The sequence below is a fragment of the Enterococcus sp. DIV2449a genome (assembly GCF_051711225.1).
GTDB classification, from domain to species: Bacteria; Bacillota; Bacilli; order Lactobacillales; family Enterococcaceae; genus Enterococcus_D; species Enterococcus_D casseliflavus.
On sequence record NZ_JBIOME010000001.1, the window covers coordinates 424,920 to 442,451 of the forward strand.

General features: G+C 43.5%; 15 protein-coding genes. 14 read left to right on the top strand and 1 reads right to left on the bottom strand.

The window, feature by feature from the left end:
- Positions 1 to 57: 57 nt before the first annotated feature.
- The 11 genes from IGI76_RS02030 to IGI76_RS02080 all read left to right on the top strand — a co-directional run bounded on the left by IGI76_RS02030 (position 58) and on the right by IGI76_RS02080 (position 13,032).
- Entirely contained in the window at positions 58 to 702 is a 645-nt protein-coding gene (locus IGI76_RS02030; RefSeq protein WP_010748717.1) for an amino acid ABC transporter permease, read from the top strand.
- Positions 703 to 714: 12 nt separating this feature from the next.
- Positions 715 to 1,347 (top strand): amino acid ABC transporter ATP-binding protein, encoded by a 633-nt coding sequence (locus IGI76_RS02035; protein WP_333718910.1) that lies wholly within the window; start codon positions 715 to 717, stop codon positions 1,345 to 1,347.
- 13 nt (positions 1,348 to 1,360) lie between these two features.
- Entirely contained in the window at positions 1,361 to 2,164 is an 804-nt protein-coding gene (locus IGI76_RS02040) for an amino acid ABC transporter substrate-binding protein (RefSeq protein WP_010748719.1), read from the top strand.
- A 175-nt stretch (positions 2,165 to 2,339) separates the two neighbouring features.
- Entirely contained in the window at positions 2,340 to 2,657 is a 318-nt protein-coding gene (locus IGI76_RS02045; protein WP_015508880.1) for an AbrB/MazE/SpoVT family DNA-binding domain-containing protein, read from the top strand.
- A 7-nt stretch (positions 2,658 to 2,664) separates the two neighbouring features.
- Positions 2,665 to 3,102: a type II toxin-antitoxin system VapC family toxin gene (locus tag IGI76_RS02050; protein ID WP_333718911.1), complete on the top strand. Its 438-nt coding sequence runs from the start codon at positions 2,665 to 2,667 to the stop codon at positions 3,100 to 3,102.
- Positions 3,103 to 3,232: 130 nt separating this feature from the next.
- On the top strand, positions 3,233 to 5,671 hold the full coding sequence (locus IGI76_RS02055; RefSeq protein ID WP_333718912.1) for an FtsK/SpoIIIE family DNA translocase: 2,439 nt from the start codon (positions 3,233 to 3,235) through the stop codon (positions 5,669 to 5,671).
- A 41-nt stretch (positions 5,672 to 5,712) separates the two neighbouring features.
- Entirely contained in the window at positions 5,713 to 6,414 is a 702-nt protein-coding gene (locus IGI76_RS02060) for a GntR family transcriptional regulator (RefSeq protein ID WP_005232219.1), read from the top strand.
- Between the two features lie 61 nt (positions 6,415 to 6,475).
- Entirely contained in the window at positions 6,476 to 7,276 is an 801-nt protein-coding gene (proC, locus tag IGI76_RS02065; protein WP_086294492.1) for a pyrroline-5-carboxylate reductase, read from the top strand.
- Positions 7,277 to 7,322: 46 nt separating this feature from the next.
- The gene (locus IGI76_RS02070) at positions 7,323 to 7,997 is read left to right on the top strand and encodes an HAD family hydrolase (RefSeq protein ID WP_074934395.1); all 675 of its coding nucleotides are present in this window, start codon (positions 7,323 to 7,325) and stop codon (positions 7,995 to 7,997) included.
- A gap of 288 nt (positions 7,998 to 8,285) precedes the next feature.
- Entirely contained in the window at positions 8,286 to 10,991 is a 2,706-nt protein-coding gene (locus IGI76_RS02075; RefSeq protein WP_074934422.1) for a YhgE/Pip domain-containing protein, read from the top strand.
- Positions 10,992 to 11,208: 217 nt separating this feature from the next.
- Complete coding sequence (locus IGI76_RS02080; RefSeq protein WP_005227281.1) at positions 11,209 to 13,032, top strand: APC family permease; 1,824 nt, start codon at positions 11,209 to 11,211, stop codon at positions 13,030 to 13,032.
- A 73-nt stretch (positions 13,033 to 13,105) separates the two neighbouring features.
- Here the strand turns inward: IGI76_RS02080 and IGI76_RS02085 are convergent, their stop codons facing one another.
- Positions 13,106 to 13,996: an ArsR/SmtB family transcription factor gene (locus tag IGI76_RS02085; protein WP_005227282.1), complete on the bottom strand. Its 891-nt coding sequence runs from the start codon at positions 13,994 to 13,996 to the stop codon at positions 13,106 to 13,108.
- 375 nt (positions 13,997 to 14,371) lie between these two features.
- Here IGI76_RS02085 and IGI76_RS02090 point away from each other — a divergent pair, with 375 nt between their 5' ends.
- Genes IGI76_RS02090 through IGI76_RS02100 form a run of 3 tightly spaced genes read left to right on the top strand, consistent with a single transcriptional unit; the run spans position 14,372 to position 17,528 of the window.
- A complete protein-coding gene (locus IGI76_RS02090) occupies positions 14,372 to 15,712 on the top strand; it encodes an ABC transporter substrate-binding protein (protein WP_015508887.1) in 1,341 nt (446 codons plus the stop codon).
- Between the two features lie 56 nt (positions 15,713 to 15,768).
- Positions 15,769 to 16,683, top strand: a complete 915-nt coding sequence (locus IGI76_RS02095) for a carbohydrate ABC transporter permease (RefSeq protein ID WP_015508888.1) — start codon at positions 15,769 to 15,771, stop codon at positions 16,681 to 16,683.
- Between the two features lie 11 nt (positions 16,684 to 16,694).
- Positions 16,695 to 17,528, top strand: coding sequence for a carbohydrate ABC transporter permease (locus IGI76_RS02100; protein WP_005232200.1), 834 nt, complete (start codon positions 16,695 to 16,697; stop codon positions 17,526 to 17,528).
- Positions 17,529 to 17,532: the final 4 nt, after the last annotated feature.

A 17,532-nucleotide genomic window follows, 5' to 3' on the forward strand; every position in this document is an offset into this window, starting at 1 on the left:
GTCGCTAAGCTGTATCGCTGCTAATCGAAATTGAAACCTATCAAGGAGGAAGTCACCATGTTTGAGTATTTAGTCAATGTTATGCCCCAACTGATTTCAGGAACTGGAATCACCGTTAAATTGTTCGCACTGACCTTAATCGGGTCCATTCCCTTAGGGATCTTGTTGGCCTTTGTTTTAGCCAGTCGCCTGCGTATTTTGAAATTGATCGTGCAAGTCTACGTTTGGTTGATGCGAGGAACGCCTTTATTGCTACAGCTGATCTTCGTATTCTACGGTCTGCCGATCTTAGGGATCGTCTTTGACCGCTTTGAAGCAGCCTTGATCGCCTTTATTATCAATTACGCTGCTTATTTTGCCGAGATTTTTCGTGGAGGGATCCAATCGATTCCAGCAGGACAATACGAAGCCGCGAAAGTCTTGCGTTTGTCCCCGATCCAAACGATCCAAAAAATCATCATCCCACAAGTCGTCAAGATCACCCTGCCATCTGTCGGCAATGAAGTCATCAATCTTGTCAAAGACACATCCCTCGTCTACATCTTAGGATTGTCAGACGTGATGCGAATCGGGAAAATCGCCATGGAGCGAGACAGTACCTTGCTTCCGTTAGTTGGGGTCGGCTTGATCTACTTGGTGATGACGGGCGTCTTTACGTTATTGTTAAAACAAATCGAGACCAAACTGGACTATTACCGTTAGGAGGAACCACATATGTTAGAACTAAAACAAGTATCAAAGTCATTTGGCGCAAAAAAAGTCATCGATCAGCTAGACTTGACGATCGATGACGGCAGTATCTTAGCGGTGGTCGGTCCTTCCGGTGGTGGGAAAACCACCTTGCTTCGGACACTGGCTGGTTTAGAAACGATCGATTCTGGAAGCTTTTTACTGGATGGCAAAGCCTTTGATCCCACCGACACAAAAGAACAAGAACAAGTCGTCGGTGTCGTCTTCCAAGACTTCCAATTGTTTCCGCACTTGTCAGTTTTTGAAAACATCACTTTGGCGCCAAAAATGGTGCTAAAACAAGACAAGGCCGCGTATACAGCAAAAGCCGAACAGTTGGCAGAAAAACTAGGGTTAAGTGACCTACTAGTCCAATATCCCTTCCAATTGTCCGGGGGGCAGCGGCAACGGGTGGCTATCGCACGAGCGATGGCGATGAATCCCAAAGTGTTGGCCTATGACGAGCCTACCAGCGCCTTAGATCCAGGCTTGAGACAGCAAGTCGAACAGCTGATCTTGGATCTGAAAAAAGAAGGAGTGACCCAGATCGTGGTGACCCATGATTTGGTTTTTGCCGAAAATATCGGCGATCAATTATTAAAAGTAGCAGGAGAATAAGGGGGAGAACAAAATGAAAAAATTACTATTGACGGGAATCGCAGCAGCAAGTGTATTTTTATTAGGGGCGTGTGGCAGCAGCAATGACACCACAACCAGTGCCGCTGACAAAGAAGAAGTGATCGTCGGCCTAGACGATACCTTTGTACCGATGGGCTTTAAAGACGACCAAGGCAACATCGTTGGGTTTGATGTGGATTTAGCCACAGCGATTTTGGATCTAACAGGAACCAAAGTCAAATTTCAACCAATCGATTGGTCCATGAAAGAAACCGAATTAAGCAATGGCACCATCGATATGATCTGGAACGGGTATACCAAAACCGCAGCTCGTGAAGAAAAAGTATTGTTTACAGATACTTATATGGAAAACAAACAAGTCTTGGTCACAGCAAAAACCAGCGGCATTACTAGCTTTGATGATATGGAGGGCAAAGTCTTAGGCGCCCAAGAAGGATCTTCTGGTTATGAGACCTTCAACAACCAACCGGAAGTTCTGAAGGATCTCGTAGACGGCAATGACGCAACCTTGTATGCCAGCTTTAATGAAGCCTTTATCGATCTAGAAAACGGTCGGATCGACGGTCTTTTGATCGACCGCGTCTACGCAGAATATTATTTGACTCAAACAGGCAAAACCGATGACTTCAACGAAATCGAAAGCCCCTTTGAAGCAGAAGATTTTGCTGTAGGTGTGCGTAAAGACGATCAAGCCATGGCAGATAAAATCAATGATGGCTTGAAAGAATTGCAAGACAATGGCACCTTTGCTGAAATCTCTGAAAAGTGGTTTGGCGAAGACGTTACACCAAACTAAAACAAGTCAACAAGATACACTGGCTGCTTAGCAGCTGGTGTTTTTTTATACATTCATTTCTTTTGCGTATTTAAGGAAAGAAGGAACGATTGAAGTATATACTTGTGTATACATAGGCGTGCTCATGTTATAATGATCGATAGTAAGGAAAATCCGATAAAGAGGGGGGAGCCGAGTGGAACATTATAAAGAGACAGCTCATTTGATTAAGTGGGGCAACGGACAGGGGGTTCGCTTGTCTAAGAAAATGATTCGGAAATTGGATCTCCAGGTAGGTTCTGAACTAGAAATGGAACTGGCAGAAGAAGTCAATGGCAAAAAACAGTTAGTTATTACAGAAAAGCAGTCAGTAGGAGCGTTGTCCCCAGAGGAGAAACTTCGTTTAGTCGATTCTTTGCAAGGCATTTTAGCAGATTCATTTGAAACACCTGACGTTGTGGACATCAAAAAAGTAAGAAACGAACGGCGTAGGAAAAAATATCTGGGAGAATAAAATAAGCATGACCAAATACAAAGCCAAACGAGTCGTGATTGACACCAATGTGATCCTTGACTATTTATTAGGAAGAGGGTCTAAAAGCCATCAAGAAGCCATCAAACAGATATACAACAGTTCCATTTATGGACTTTGCGAGGGCGTGATTACGGCAAGTACCTTAACGGATCTTTTCTATATTCTCGATGGAGCAGCAGGAGTCGATGCTCGGAGGGAAGTCAAAAAACTGATCCAAGTGCATACCGTCTTAACAGTTACGGAAGCAGATTGCCTTCAGGCGCTTGATTCAACAATGACAGATTTTGGGGATGCTGTTTTAGCAGCTTGTGCGAAGCGAAATCAAATCGACAGTCTAGTAACGACCAATACAGCTGATTTTGAATCATCGGGACTGATTGTCTATACAGTCGCTGAATTTGTGCAGCAGCTAAAAAGAGGATGATCACTGCTATATCTGGCAGACATCCTCTTTTTTCCTTAAATTCCAACAGCTAACCAAAATTTCTCACAGGAAAACTTTTGTTCGCCTTCTTTTTTCGTTATAATAGGGAAAGATGAAAAGAGGGATAGAAATGGCGCAAAAAAAAAGCGCAAAGAAACGCAAAACAAAAAAACAACAAAAACAGCAAGAGAAATTAATGCTGGTCGGCGTCGGCCTGCTCTTTGTCTTGTTTTCGATATTTGGCTTTTTCCATTTAGGTTTTTTAGGAACCTTGATTGCCAACGGGTTTCGGATCGTTGGCGGAAACACGTACCAATTTTTGAGTGTTGCCCTAGCCGCTTATGGTGTCTGGTTAGCGATCAAAACGACCGATGCTCGCTTTAAGAGTATTCGGCGAGTGATTGGCTGTGTATTGGTGTATTTTGGTTTACTGATCATCCTCCATGCGCAAATCTTTAGTAATGTGGTGGGAGAACAAGCCAATATCTTCCAAACGACGTGGATGACGCTGTTAGGCGATATTCGGCGCAGCCAAGTGACCCAAAATGTCGGGGGCGGAATGATTGGCGCCATGCTCTATGGGGCGACCTATTTTCTTGTTTCCCAGATCGGCAGCTACATCATCGCTGTTTTACTCATGCTGATTGGGGTGTTCTTGTTCAGCCAAATGAGCAGCCACGAGTTAGTCGAGCACCTGCAAGCAGCTGGTGACAAGCTGCAGCGGTTGTTAGAAGGCTCTCCAGAAAAGCAAGCCGAACGAGAAGCCCGCAAAGCGGAACGAGCAGCAGAGAAACAAGCTGCGAAAGAAGCCAAAAAAGAAGCCGAACGAGCAGCAGTCATGGCGGAGATCAAAGAAAAGAATCAAGTCCGACCAATGACAGAAGACGAAAAATCAGCAAAAGAACAACAGATGCAAGCGCCAGCTGATTTTGAACCAGAGCAGCTGAGCTTTGTACCCATCGACCACTTCCAGGAATTGCCGCAAGCGGCGGGACCAGAGGCCGCTCAAGCACCACATCCAGCAGGAAACAAACCGGGACCAAGCAAAAAGGTCAATGAAGACGGAGAGATCCTTGATGATGATGGTGAAGTGTTGGAATTTGAGATTTCCGAAGAAGCTGAAAATCGTGATTATGAATTGCCTTCAGCGCAATTACTCGATTCGATCCCTTCAACGGATCAAAGCAGCGAGTACAAAAAGATCGAACAAAATATCGGTGTGTTAGAAACCACCTTCCAAAGCTTCGGTGTTGACGCAAAAGTCGTCAAAGCCAGCTTAGGTCCAGCAGTAACCAAATTCGAAGTTCAACCAGCAGTAGGGGTCAAAGTCAGCAAAATCGTCGGGTTGACCGACGATATCGCCTTGGCCTTAGCTGCAAAAGATGTGCGGATGGAAGCGCCGATCCCAGGGAAATCATTGATTGGGATCGAAGTTCCAAACAGTGCAGTCAGCATGGTTTCATTCCGAGAAGTGATCGAAGCCCAACCGGATCATCCAGATAAATTATTAGAAGTACCTTTAGGACGCGATATTTCTGGCCGTGTCCAAACGGCAGACTTAACGAAAATGCCCCATCTCTTGATTGCTGGATCGACCGGGAGCGGGAAGTCCGTAGCCATCAACGGCATCATCACCAGTATTTTGATGCGGGCAAAACCCCATGAAGTCAAACTGATGATGATCGACCCGAAAATGGTTGAATTAAATGTTTACAATGGGATTCCCCATCTCTTGACACCTGTCGTGACCAATCCCCGCAAAGCGGCGCAAGCGTTGCAAAAAGTGGTCAAGGAAATGGAAGAGCGCTACGAAAAATTTGCGGCAACTGGGGTCCGAAACATTACTGGCTACAACGATTTAGTGATCAATAAGAATTTAGAAGACGGCGAAAATCGTCCGATCTTGCCATTCATTGTAGTGATCGTCGATGAGTTAGCCGACTTGATGATGGTTGCCAGCAACGAAGTCGAAGATGCCATCATTCGTTTGGCGCAAATGGCACGGGCAGCAGGTATCCATATGATCCTAGCAACGCAACGACCAAGTGTGGATGTCATTACAGGGATCATCAAAGCCAATGTTCCATCACGGATGGCCTTTGCGGTTTCCAGCGGTGTCGATTCGCGGACCATCATTGATGGGAACGGAGCCGAAAAACTGCTGGGACGCGGCGACATGCTGTATCTGCCGATGGGTGAGAACAAACCGATTCGGGTTCAAGGGGCCTTTATCTCCGACAAAGAAGTCGAACGAGTGGTTGAATTCGTGACCGATCAGCAAGAAGCCAATTATGAAGAAAAGATGATGGTCACTGAGGAAGAAACGAGTACTGGCAGCAGCGGACAACCGCAAGATGAGCTATTCGAAGATGCCAAAGCCCTTGTGGTGGAAATGCAGACCGCCAGCGTTTCTCTCTTGCAGCGACGTTTTCGCATCGGCTATAACCGAGCGGCTCGGTTAGTGGATGAATTAGAAGATCAAGGCGTCGTTGGCCCTTCTGAAGGCAGCAAGCCGCGGAAAGTCTTGATCGAGCCGCAACCAGAAGACATTCCTACCTTTGATGAATAAGGAGAACAAGACCAATCCAATGAGAGAAAGGCGAGATAGCAATGAAACGCAAACACATTCTTTACCGTGATGTTGCCGATAAGCTCAAAGAAGACATCATGTCGGGTCGCTACCCGATTGGTTCATTTTTACCGACGGAAACAGAATTGGAAGCCACCTTCAATGTCAGCAAGATCACTGTCCGCAAAGCCATCGAATTGTTAGCGGCAGATGAGTATGTGGAAAAACGCAGCGGACGTGGGACGACGGTTTTAAGCAATCGCCCTTATAACAAGCTGTCAAAAGGCACGACGTTTAGCCAATTGCTTGAAAAGACTGGCAAGGAATACACGAAGAAAAACCTCAGCTATGAATTAGTCGAACTTGCGCCTGAGCACCCGGCGTATTCCTTGATGGGCAAAGAAGTCATGCGTTTACGTCGCATGTATTATTTTGACCACCAACCCTTTATTTACTATGAGTACCATTTGCCAAAGCAGCTAAAGGGTACCTCCATCGAGGTCTTTGAAGAAAAATCATTGTATCGCCTATTGGATGAACATCGAATGATCATCGATCGCTTTCAAGATGCGTTCGTGGCAACGACCTTGACCGAAGAGCAACAGAAGTTTATGATCACGCCAGAGGTCGCTGCCTTGAAACGAACCCGTTATTCGTATGATCTACAAGGAGAAGTGGTAGAATATACAGAAGGGATCTATAACACCGCCTTGCATCCGTATATGATCGAGTTTGAAGCCTAGTCATTGATTAGGCTTTTTTAGCAAAAAGTGGTACCAAAATCAGAAGTGGAGCGTGAAAACTATGAGAAAAATCGCCTTTTTAGGAGCCGGTAACATGGCCAAAGCCATCATCAACGGCTTGATTGCAGCAAACCTGTATGAACCAGCAGAGATCTTGGTTTATAACCATCGCTACGAGCCGACTTTGGCACAATTAGAAAAAGAAACCGGGATCACTGGGACAACTAAGCTAGCAGATGTCACCGAAAAAGCGGAGATCCTCGTCTTAGCAGTTAAACCTTTTGTCTTTCCCCGCTTGCTTGCTGATTTAAAAGACGGCTTGACCAAGGAGCATTTACTAGTATCTATTGCCGCGGGTGTGACGATCGCGCAAATGGAAGAAATCATCGGTGCGCACAAAATCGTGCGGGTCATGCCAAATACCCCTGCACTGGTGGGGGAAGGGATGTCTTCTATCAGTCCCAACGGTCAAGTGACGGAAGCCGAAGCCAACGAAGTCAAACAGCTTTTTGAAAGCCTGGGCAAAGCCGAGCAAGTACCAGAAAGCATGATCGATGCAGTCATTGGTGTCAGCGGTTCTTCACCAGCCTACACGTATTTGTTCATCGAAGCTTTGGCAGATGGAGCAGTGGCAGAAGGAATGCCGCGTCCGATGGCGTATGAATTTGCTGCTCAAGCGGTATTAGGCGCAGCGAAGATGGTATTAGAGACGAAGGAACACCCAGGCGTCTTAAAGGATCGTGTCAGCTCGCCAGGGGGCACAACGATCCAAGCAGTTAAAACCTTAGAAGAAAATGGCTTTCGTGCGGCTGTCATCAAAGCAGTGCAAGCAGCTGCTGACAAAAGTCGGAAGATGTCTTGATCCCCAGTGAGTGAGGAAAAAATCTTAGCAAAACGAAGGAGCGTTTATGAAAGAACTTTTGATTTTTGATTTTGATGGATTGTTAGTCGATACTGAAAGAGTCTATTTTGATGGGTGGTTGGCGCTATTTAAAAAGTATGAGCTTCCGATTACAGCCGCTGATATTTTTGGTTGGCGTGGTCAAAGCTGGCAACAGACTGCCACTAAATTAGCCGACCTCGTAGGCGGTCAGCAGCGGGTGCAGGAATTACGAGCAGAACGGGAAGTCTATATTGCCCAGCAAATAACCGATGGCACCTTCAAAACCAAACCCTATGCGAAAGAAACCATCGCCTTGGCTCGTGAGAAAGGCTTCCAAACGGCATTAGCCACCTCGACGATGAAAAAAAGAGCCTCTGAATTGTTGACGCATTTCGATTTGTTGCAGGCCTTTGACTATCAGACCTTCGGCGATGATGTCTCCGCCCATAAGCCTGATCCAGCACCGTACTTGCTGACTTTAGAAAAAGCGCAAGTCGCAGCAGAAAAAGCTTTAGTCATGGAAGATTCTCTTGTGGGAGCAACAGCCGCGACACGTGCGGGCATCGATGTCGTGCTGATTCCCGATCAAAGCTTTGATCAAGTCTATTCCCCAGAGGAAAAAGCAGATCTTCAGTTATATGGCGAAGCTACTTCATTGAAGTATGTGTATGAGTTATTGGCAAAGGATCAACTGAAATAATGCCTAAAAAAGCTTCCTTTTTCGTTGCAGAAAAAGGAAGCTTTTTTTGTATAGGAAAGGCCTGTAAAAAAACAGAACAAAGGATATGAGTGGTGTGTTTTTCGCCATCATGGTAAAGTTAAAGAAAGTTTAACAATAAGCGAAAAAAAACAAAAAGTAAAGGGGTTTCATTTTGACAAAAACGTCCATTTGTCAAAAGGACTTTTCTTGGTCGATCCTAGCCGTTGGCGGCAGGGGAAAAACATGGTAAATTATCCTTCGACGAAGAACTAGTGGGGGAAGAAAAAAATGAATAAACTAAAGAATGTTTTCTATTTATATAAACTGGACTGGAAACGAATTTTCAGCAATCCAATCTCTGCATTTTTGATCATTGCCTTAATGATTTTACCCTCGCTTTATGCGTGGTTCAATATCAAAGCCCTCTGGGACCCATACGGCAACACCAGTGAATTGCCGATCGCCGTTTACAGTGCGGATAAAGGGGCAGAATTTCAAGACAAGCACATCGATATCGGTGATGAAGTCATCGACACCCTCCATAAAAACAAGCAGTTGGGCTGGCGCTTCTTGGATTCAAAAGAGGACTTAGTAGAAGGGGTCAAGTCAGGAAAATATTACGCGGGTATTTACCTACCAGCGGATTTTTCAGATGATCTGATCAGCTTTACCAGTGGAAAAATCGAAAAACCGACCATCGAGTATTATAGCAACCAAAAAATCAATGCCATCGCACCAAAAATCACCGATAAAGGAGCCAGCAGCCTTCAAGAAGAGATCTCACAAAACTTTATTGAAACCGCCAGCTCCACGTTGATAAAAGTCTTCAATGAAATCGGCTATGACATTGATTCCAACTTAGTCAGCATCAACAAAGTCAAATCGATGATCTTAGACACCGATGACAATTTGGCTACGATCGATGGCTATACGAAAGAGATCGTCACCTTGCACGATAAGTTTCCAGAAATCAAAGAAAAGATCGCAAAAGCCGAAGAATTCACCGATTATATCCCACAAGTGGATGCCATGGGGGAAAAACTGATCGGCTTAAACGATAAGCTGCCTGCATTGAAGAAAGAAGCCAGCATCATTTTGACCTTGCAAGAAAAGATCCCAGAGATCCAAAATGCTGGCAAACAATTGAAGATGATCGACGATGATTTCGATGACATTGCCAGCACTATGACGGATGGCATCGACACCGCCAAGCAAGGACTGCAAGTCATTGAACAAGTGCAAGCCGCTTTACCACAGATCGAACAACTAGGCGACCAAGCCGCCAGCTTCGCCACCGCGACCAAAGATGGGGCGCAACAATTGCAAGATGCCCTGCCAAGTATTTCTAGCAGTGTGAAGGTGACGATTGAGTCGATCAGTCAAGTGGCAACCACCACAGCCGGTCTAACAAGTACGATTCGCCAAGCGCTGGCTGACAATGAACTAACAGATGAAGAGCGTCAAGCAATCAGTGCAACGATCACTGACTTTCAAAAGAACATCCAACAACAACAAGCAGCCTTGGATTCCTTGATTGCCTTTTTAACCAATATTCAGAATTCTGGCAGTAACGCCGACCTAGAAGGTATCATTGCACAACTAAGCAATGCCAAAACAACGTTAGGTGTTTTATCTGACCGCTTATCGCAATTGAATAACCTTGTTCAAAATGGGTCTGTTGATGAAATTACAGCGTATCTCGATCAAGTTACAGCAGCTGCTCAAAACGTTGCCAATCTCATGAACAGCATCAATGTTGATTCAATCACCACCACCATCAACGACATTCTAACCAAACTAATCGAAACCATCACCACCGCCGAAGATGTCTTGAAAAAAGCCCAAGAGATCGATTTTGACTCGTTGCTGTCTTCCACCAAATCAGTGGTCAGCAATGCCGTGACGATTTTGGAAAAATACCAAAAAGAATTGCCTGCCATCAAGCAAGAATTGCACGATGCCAATACGATGCTGAATGGTCACATGGATGAAATCGTCAATGCCATCAACAAAGGAGCCGACCTGTACAACAACGAATTGCCAGTGGTCGAAGAAAAATTAGGGCTGGCCGTAAACTTCTTGCAAAACGATTGGCCAACTATCAAATCAGAAATCAGCTCTACGATGGCAATGGTGGATGAAAAACTACCAGAAGTTGAAAAAGCCTTGGATGCGGCCGTTGATTTGATCAATAACGATTGGCCAAGTATCAAAGCAGGCATCCACAAAGCCGCTGATGCGATCCGAGCAGGCGAAAATGAAGTCGATCTCGGGGAAGTCATCAAATTATTGAAACTTGATGCCACCGATGAAGCCGACTTCTTCAAACAACCAGTGGAATTAAAAAGCAATGAAATCTATCCAATCGCCAACAATGGTTCAGCTAGCACACCGTTTTATACCGCATTGTGTTTGTGGGTAGGGGCATTATTGTTGTCAAGTGTCGCTACAACGGAGTATCATTTAGAGAAGAAAGACAAAAAACGCTTTACCCAACGTGAAACCTTTGTGGCACGAATGCTGACGTTCTTGACGATGGCAGTCGCCCAAAGTTTGATCGTGACCCTAGGAAATATGTTTTTATTAGGCGTTGATGTCCACAATCCAGTGTACAGTGTCTTCTTCGCATTACTCGTCGGACTCGCCTTTATGATGATCGTTTACGTACTGGCAGGACTGTTCGGCAACCTCGGGAAAGGGATCGCCATCATCATTTTGGTTCTCTCCATCTCAGGTGGGGGAGGAAACTACCCGATCCAAGTTTCTGGGAAGTTCTTCCAATTCATTAATCCGCTGCTGCCATTTACCCATGCAGTCAATCTGTTAAGAGAATCAGCTGGCGGGATCTATTGGCCAAATGCCGTACCACAATTGGTTATTTTAACGATTTTGTTCCTGGTCTTTGGGATCGTCGGTACCTACGCGTATCCTTATCTAGTCAACTCTACGAAGAAATTAAGCGACATTTCAAAAGAAAGTCATTTCTTCCACTAACATCGAAAAGCAGAAAGAGCATTTGTTCTTTCTGCTTTTGTGCCATCACGTGAAATTTCTAATAATCAAAAGAGGGAAAAAGGGTCGTTTTTTCATCTGATTTTCATTGACTTTTCGCGGTTACAAGAGTAGCATACAGTCTTGATAATTCAATATTTGTGTGGATATCGTTACAAGTTTAACGAAGGATTTTTTCATGAAAAGGAGTGTAGAAAAAGTGGAGTATTTGAAACGTTTGTTGGTCGGACGTCCATTGAAATCCGCAGAGAATGATGAACAAAAACTGAGCCGGACGGCGGCCCTTGCGTTGCTATCTTCTGATGCTTTGTCTTCGATTGCTTATGGGACAGAGCAGATCGTTGTCGTATTAGTGGCACTTTCCGCTGCTGCTATCTGGTATTCATTACCGATCGCTGCTTTTGTTATTATTCTTTTGATTTCATTGACCTTGTCTTACCGTCAGATCATTCATGCATACCCTCACGGTGGTGGGGCGTATGTAGTAAGTAGTGAAAATTTAGGGAAAAATGCGGGCCTGATTGCCGGCGGCTCACTGTTGATCGATTATATGCTGACAGTAGCAGTATCCGTCTCAGCAGGGGCAGAAGCCATCACTTCTGCTGTGCCAGCGTTGTTCGGCCATCAAGTGGCGATTTCTGTCGTGATCGTGCTCTTGATCATGATGATGAATCTGCGAGGGCTGCGAGAATCAGCTAGCTTCTTAATGATTCCTGTCTACACCTTTATCGCAGTGATCACAGTCTTGATCGTGGTCGGCTTGTACAACATCGTAACTGGTGCGCAACCGTTGAATGCAACCGCACTGCCAGGAGCTGTCGTACCTGGGGTATCCGTAGCCTTGATCTTACGGGCTTTCTCATCAGGTTCCTCTTCTTTGACGGGGGTCGAAGCGATCAGTAACGCGGTGCCATTTTTCAAAAAACCACGGGCGAAAAATGCAGCTGCGACCTTGACGATCATGGCTGCGATCTTAGGGTTCTTCTTCGTCGGTATCACTTTTATCAACTATTGGTACGGTATCGTACCAGAAGCAGAAGTGACCGTCCTATCTCAAATCGGCTCTGCTGTTTTTGGTCATGGGTTTATGTACTACGTTTTGCAATTTGCCACAGCGCTGATTTTAGCAGTTGCCGCAAATACAGGATTTTCCGCCTTCCCCGTGTTGGCGTATAACTTAGCCAAAGACAAATATATGCCACACATGTATCAAGACCGTGGGGATCGTCTCGGCTACTCAAACGGGATCATCACCTTAGCTGCTGGTTCCATCGTCCTATTGTTTATCTTCCAAGGATCGACCGAGCGTTTGATTCCGTTGTATTCCATCGGGGTATTCATTCCTTTTGCACTATCCCAAAGCGGAATGGTCGTCAAATGGAAAAAAGAAGGCAAAGGCTGGTTCTTTAAATCGATCGCCAACATCATTGGGGCTTTGATTTCTTTTGCGATCATTGCCATCTTGTTCGTGTATCGCTTAGGCGATATTTGGCCATTCTTCATTATCATGCCGATCCTCTTGTATATCTTTTACAAGATCCATGATCATTATAAAAAAGTCGCAGAACAGCTGCGATTGGAAAAACAAGAAGCACTGCATGTTTATGAAGGAAATACCGTGATCGTTCTCGTCGGAAATGTTACCCGAGTAAATATCGGCGCATTGAACTATGCCCAATCGATTGGTGATTATGTCGTGGCGATGCACGTCTCGTTGGATGAAGATGTGAAGAAAGAAAAAGAGATCGAACAAGAATTTAAGCAAAAATTCCCAGACGTGCGTTTCTCCGTCGTTCATTCTTCGTATCGTTCGATTGAAAATCCCATCTTGCGTTATGTGGATCTAGTCAGCCGCAATGCAGCCAAACACAATTACACAACGACCGTCATCATTCCACAGTTTGTCCCAAGACGTCGCTGGCAAAATATTTTGCACAACCAAACAAGCCTGCGCTTGCGTTTCAGACTCTCTTGGCGTGAGAACATCATTGTAAGTACGTACAGTTACCATTTGAAGAAATAACAAAAACGCTAGTTTAGCGACCTGATTCCCAAAAGAAATGTTTGGGTCAGCCGCTAAGACTAGCGTTTTTTTTTTAGCTATAAAACATTTTCAGTTTGATGTCCTGATCGTAATTCCCAAACCCCTTGCCAAAGAGGGTACAACCGCCGACATGCTCGGCATCTTCTTTGACTTCCACTTTTAAGTGCCACGTATCTTCGTAGGCAGGTATATCCTTGATCGTAATGTCGGAAAGAGGAACACCTTCCATGTAGGTTCCGTGATCCATGATGCGGATCGTCTTCAATAACCCGTACTGATTGAGATTGTCTGGATACCAATCCGGTGTATACTTGCCGCGAATATCTGCAAAATCCCCTGGGCTAGTCCATGTACCAAGCTCCACACCATTTAAGCTGAAGGTGATGTCTGACGGCCAGTTGTTATTGGAAAAAGGAAATTCAGACGAAACTTCCATTGAAATCTCCATCATTTCAAGTTTTTCTTCTCTTGCTAAGAAGTTTGGCGATTGGTATTCAACAAATCCTTTCGTAAACCACAAGATGCGGGCATCCATTCGTCGGGGATCCATGAAAAACTTCGGTTCATCCACCATTCCCACAAAATCAGCTGAAGTAGCAAGCCCGCACGTTGGTTCTACCGAATAATTTGTATAATGACCGATCGGTATCGCCGTTTCTTTCGTATCAAAGGCATTGAAGATTTTCTCAGGAAAGTTGATATCGATATGATCCACTCTCAAACTGGAAATCTTTTTTTGCCCCACACGCTCTGTTTTGATGATTTTGGCTTCTTCTAATTTTTTGATGTGCATCGTAATGATGGCGCTGCTTAAGCCCAACTCCTGTGCCAACTCTTTGACATTCATCTTGTTTTTAGCCAGCAATTGAATGATTTTGATTCGCACGTTACTGGCAAGTGCCTCATAGACAGGCAATGCTTCTTGATTGATTTCTAATTGCATCGTGTCACCTCCGCTTAAACTGTTTGATTTACTTGAATGTTAACATATTTGCTAATTTGTGTAAATAGCGTTGTTTATTTCGTTAGTTATTAATATATTTATTAATTAATATAGATATTATCCTAAATAAATTAATCAAAATATTGTTGACAGCGATTACAAATCAAGTTATGATTTATTTGTAAATTGAAAGTGTTTGCAAACATCAATTTCTATGTTTTGTTTTTGTGAATTGTTTATAGGCTTCTTTATAGGAAATATCTTAGGTGTTAGGAATTATTATGAGCAGTTAGTAAGATTTTTTTTAAGAGATGTCAATGAACAAATGTGATAACGTACCTGCAAATATCTATAAAACTTGAGAGGATGGAAAAGATGAACATCAAAAAGGTTATTTTTTCGGGAGCAGTTCTAGGTTTAAGTAGTTTGGTATTAGGGGCCTGCGGAAACAGTAATAATAGTTCAGGTGATGATAGCGGAAGTAAAGAAATTACGTTTATGTTTCGAGGCGGCGAGGACGAGAAGAAAGCCTATGAAACAGCAATTAAACAATTTGAGGAAGAAAATGATGTAAGCGTTAAGATTATCGCCACAGATGCTGATCAATATGCAACAAAGCTGCAAGCGGCAATCTCAGGCGGTAATATGCCCGATGTTTTCTATGTAGAACAAAGCAATCTAATGGCTTACGTTGATAATGGTGTTTTGCTAGATATTACGGATGAAATTGAGAATTCAGATTTTGATCTTTCAAACATTTGGGAATATGGGGTAAACAGTTATCGGTATGATGGTGAAAAAGTTGGTAGCGGTGCTTTGTATGGATTACCAAAAGATGTTGGACCATTTGCTTTAGGATATAACAAAGACATGTTTAAAGAAGCTGGTATTGATTTGCCAGATACAGATACGCCTTATACATGGGATGAATTCGTTGAAGTATCTAAACAGTTGACGAAGGATTCTGATGGAGATGGAAATCTTGACCAATGGGCAACAGGATTTAACGTAAACTGGAGTTTACAAGCTTTTGTTTGGAGTAACGGAGCAGATTGGATCAACGAAGCCAAAGATACCGTTACAGTCGATACACCAGAATTTGCGGAAGCATTGCAATGGTTTGCGGATCTGCAAAATGTGCATGAACTCACCCCTTCAATTTCTGATGCCCAAACATTGGATACGTATCAAAGATGGATGAATGGTGAGATTGCTTTCTTCCCTGTAGGACCTTGGGATATGAGTACGTATGCAGGATTAGATTTTGAGTATGACTTGATGCCTTGGCCAGCAGGCTCTACAGGCGAATCAGCAACGTATATCGGTTCTTTAGGAATTGGTGTTGCCAGCAAAACCAAACATCCAGAAGAAGCAGTGAAATTAGTTGAGTATTTAAGTGCATCTGAAGAAGGACAACAACAATTAGTAGACGCACAGATTCAAATTCCTAACCTGATTGATATGGCTGAAGAATGGGCTTCTGATACGGACAGTGTACCTAATAATAAACAAGAATTTATTGACATCGTCCAAGATTATGGTCGCGCTTTGCCAGTAGCAACAACCTACAATGCAGAATGGTACGATGAATTCTTTATCAATATCCAACCTGTGTTAGATGGAGATCAAACGGCAGCGGATTATTTAAAAGAAGTTCAACCTAAGATGCAAGAAAAACTAGACTCAGCGATTCGCCAACAAGAAACAGCAAGATAGACTCACTGGGGTCACATATCTATGTGACCCCAAAGATTTTTATGGAGGGACGCGTAATGGAACAAGTGGAAATAAAAAAAACAAAAAATAAAAATAGTCTTTATGCAAAAGAGCACAAAGTTGCTTTCTTGTTCGTTCTACTTCCAGTTTTAGGATTTATTTTGTTTTCATTGATACCTTTGGGCTATTCGGTTTATGCTGCCTTTACAGATTGGAACGGTCTAGGGCAAATGAATTTTATCGGTTTTGAGAACTTTCAGAAGCTTTTTAGAGATGAGTACTTCTATAAGACGATGTTTAATACCGTCTTTTTGATGTTAGGGATCCCAATCGGTTTGATTTTGTCATTTATGCTGGCATCAGCACTGAGCAGAGGAATTAAAGGAACGACGATTTTCCGAACGATCTATTATATTCCAGTTATCTCATCATTAGCAGCCATTTCGATTTTGTGGCAATGGGCTTACAATGGTGATTTTGGTTTAGTCAATCAGGTCTTGGATATCTTCGGTATCAGCGGCCCCAACTGGTTGCAAAACCCATCAACAGTCAAACCGGCAATTATTATTATGTCTGTTTGGAAGGGATTGGGCTATTCTATGCTCTTGTACTTGGCAGCGATTCAAAGTGTACCAAAAACCTTTTATGAAGCAGCAGAATTAGATGGTGCTTCTTCTTTTCAAAAGTTTCGCAATATCACTTGGCCGATGGTTAGACCAGTCACTTTCTTTTTAGTCGTTACGAATATTATCGGCGGCTCACAAATCTTTACGGAAATAAACATTATGACACCAACTGGCGGACCACAATATAGCAGTGCTACGGTCGTTTGGTATATCTGGCAAAAAGCTTTCAGAAATTGGCAAATGGGTTATGCAAGCAGTATGGCGTTGATTCTAGCAGTATTGGTTTTTGTGATAACAGCATTCCAATTCTATATGAACAATCGTTCAAGCTATAAATTAGATTAGGAGGGAAAAGAATGAAAAAACTGAAAATAAGCAACGTACTCATTATTTTAATTCTCTCCCTTGGAGCAGTTATTATGGTGGGGCCGTTACTTTGGATGATCTCAACATCGCTAAAAGACCGAGCTGGCGTCTTCCAGCTGCCACCTCAATGGATTCCAGACCCAGTACAATTTGATGCGTACAAACGTTTATCTGAGCTGGACACTTTGTTCTCAGGGATTAAAAATACAGTGATCGTTTCACTTTCTGTGACTGTTGTAGGTACTCTGACATCCAGTTTAGCCGCCTTCTCATTTGCCAAATTACGGATGCCGCATAAAGATGCGCTATTTCTAATCCTTTTAGCCGCTTTGATGATTCCTTATCCAGCGGTGATGATCCCGCAATTTATGATGTTTTCCCAAATTGGCTGGGTTGATACGTTATTACCATTGATCATCCCAGGAATGTTTGGAAATATCACGATGATTTTCTTTTTACGACAATATTTATCTAATATTCCTGATTCGATCGTTGAGGCGGCGAAAATTGATGGTGCGGGCTATTTACAAACCTTTATCCAATTGATTTTTCCGTTGATTCGTCCAGCGGTTGCTGCTCAATTTATTTTATGGTTTATGGGCGCTTGGAATGACTACTTAGCACCCTTGATCTACTTGAATAGTCCAGAAAAACAAACATTGCAAGTAGTGATCGCAAACTTAAATGCCGCCTATGCAATTCAAACGGATTATCCGTTGATTATGGCAGCTTCCGTTGTTTCATTACTTCCGGTTTTGATCGTATTTATTATTTTCCAAAAGCAAATTATTGAATCAGTTGCACTTTCTGGAATGAAAGGGTGAGTAG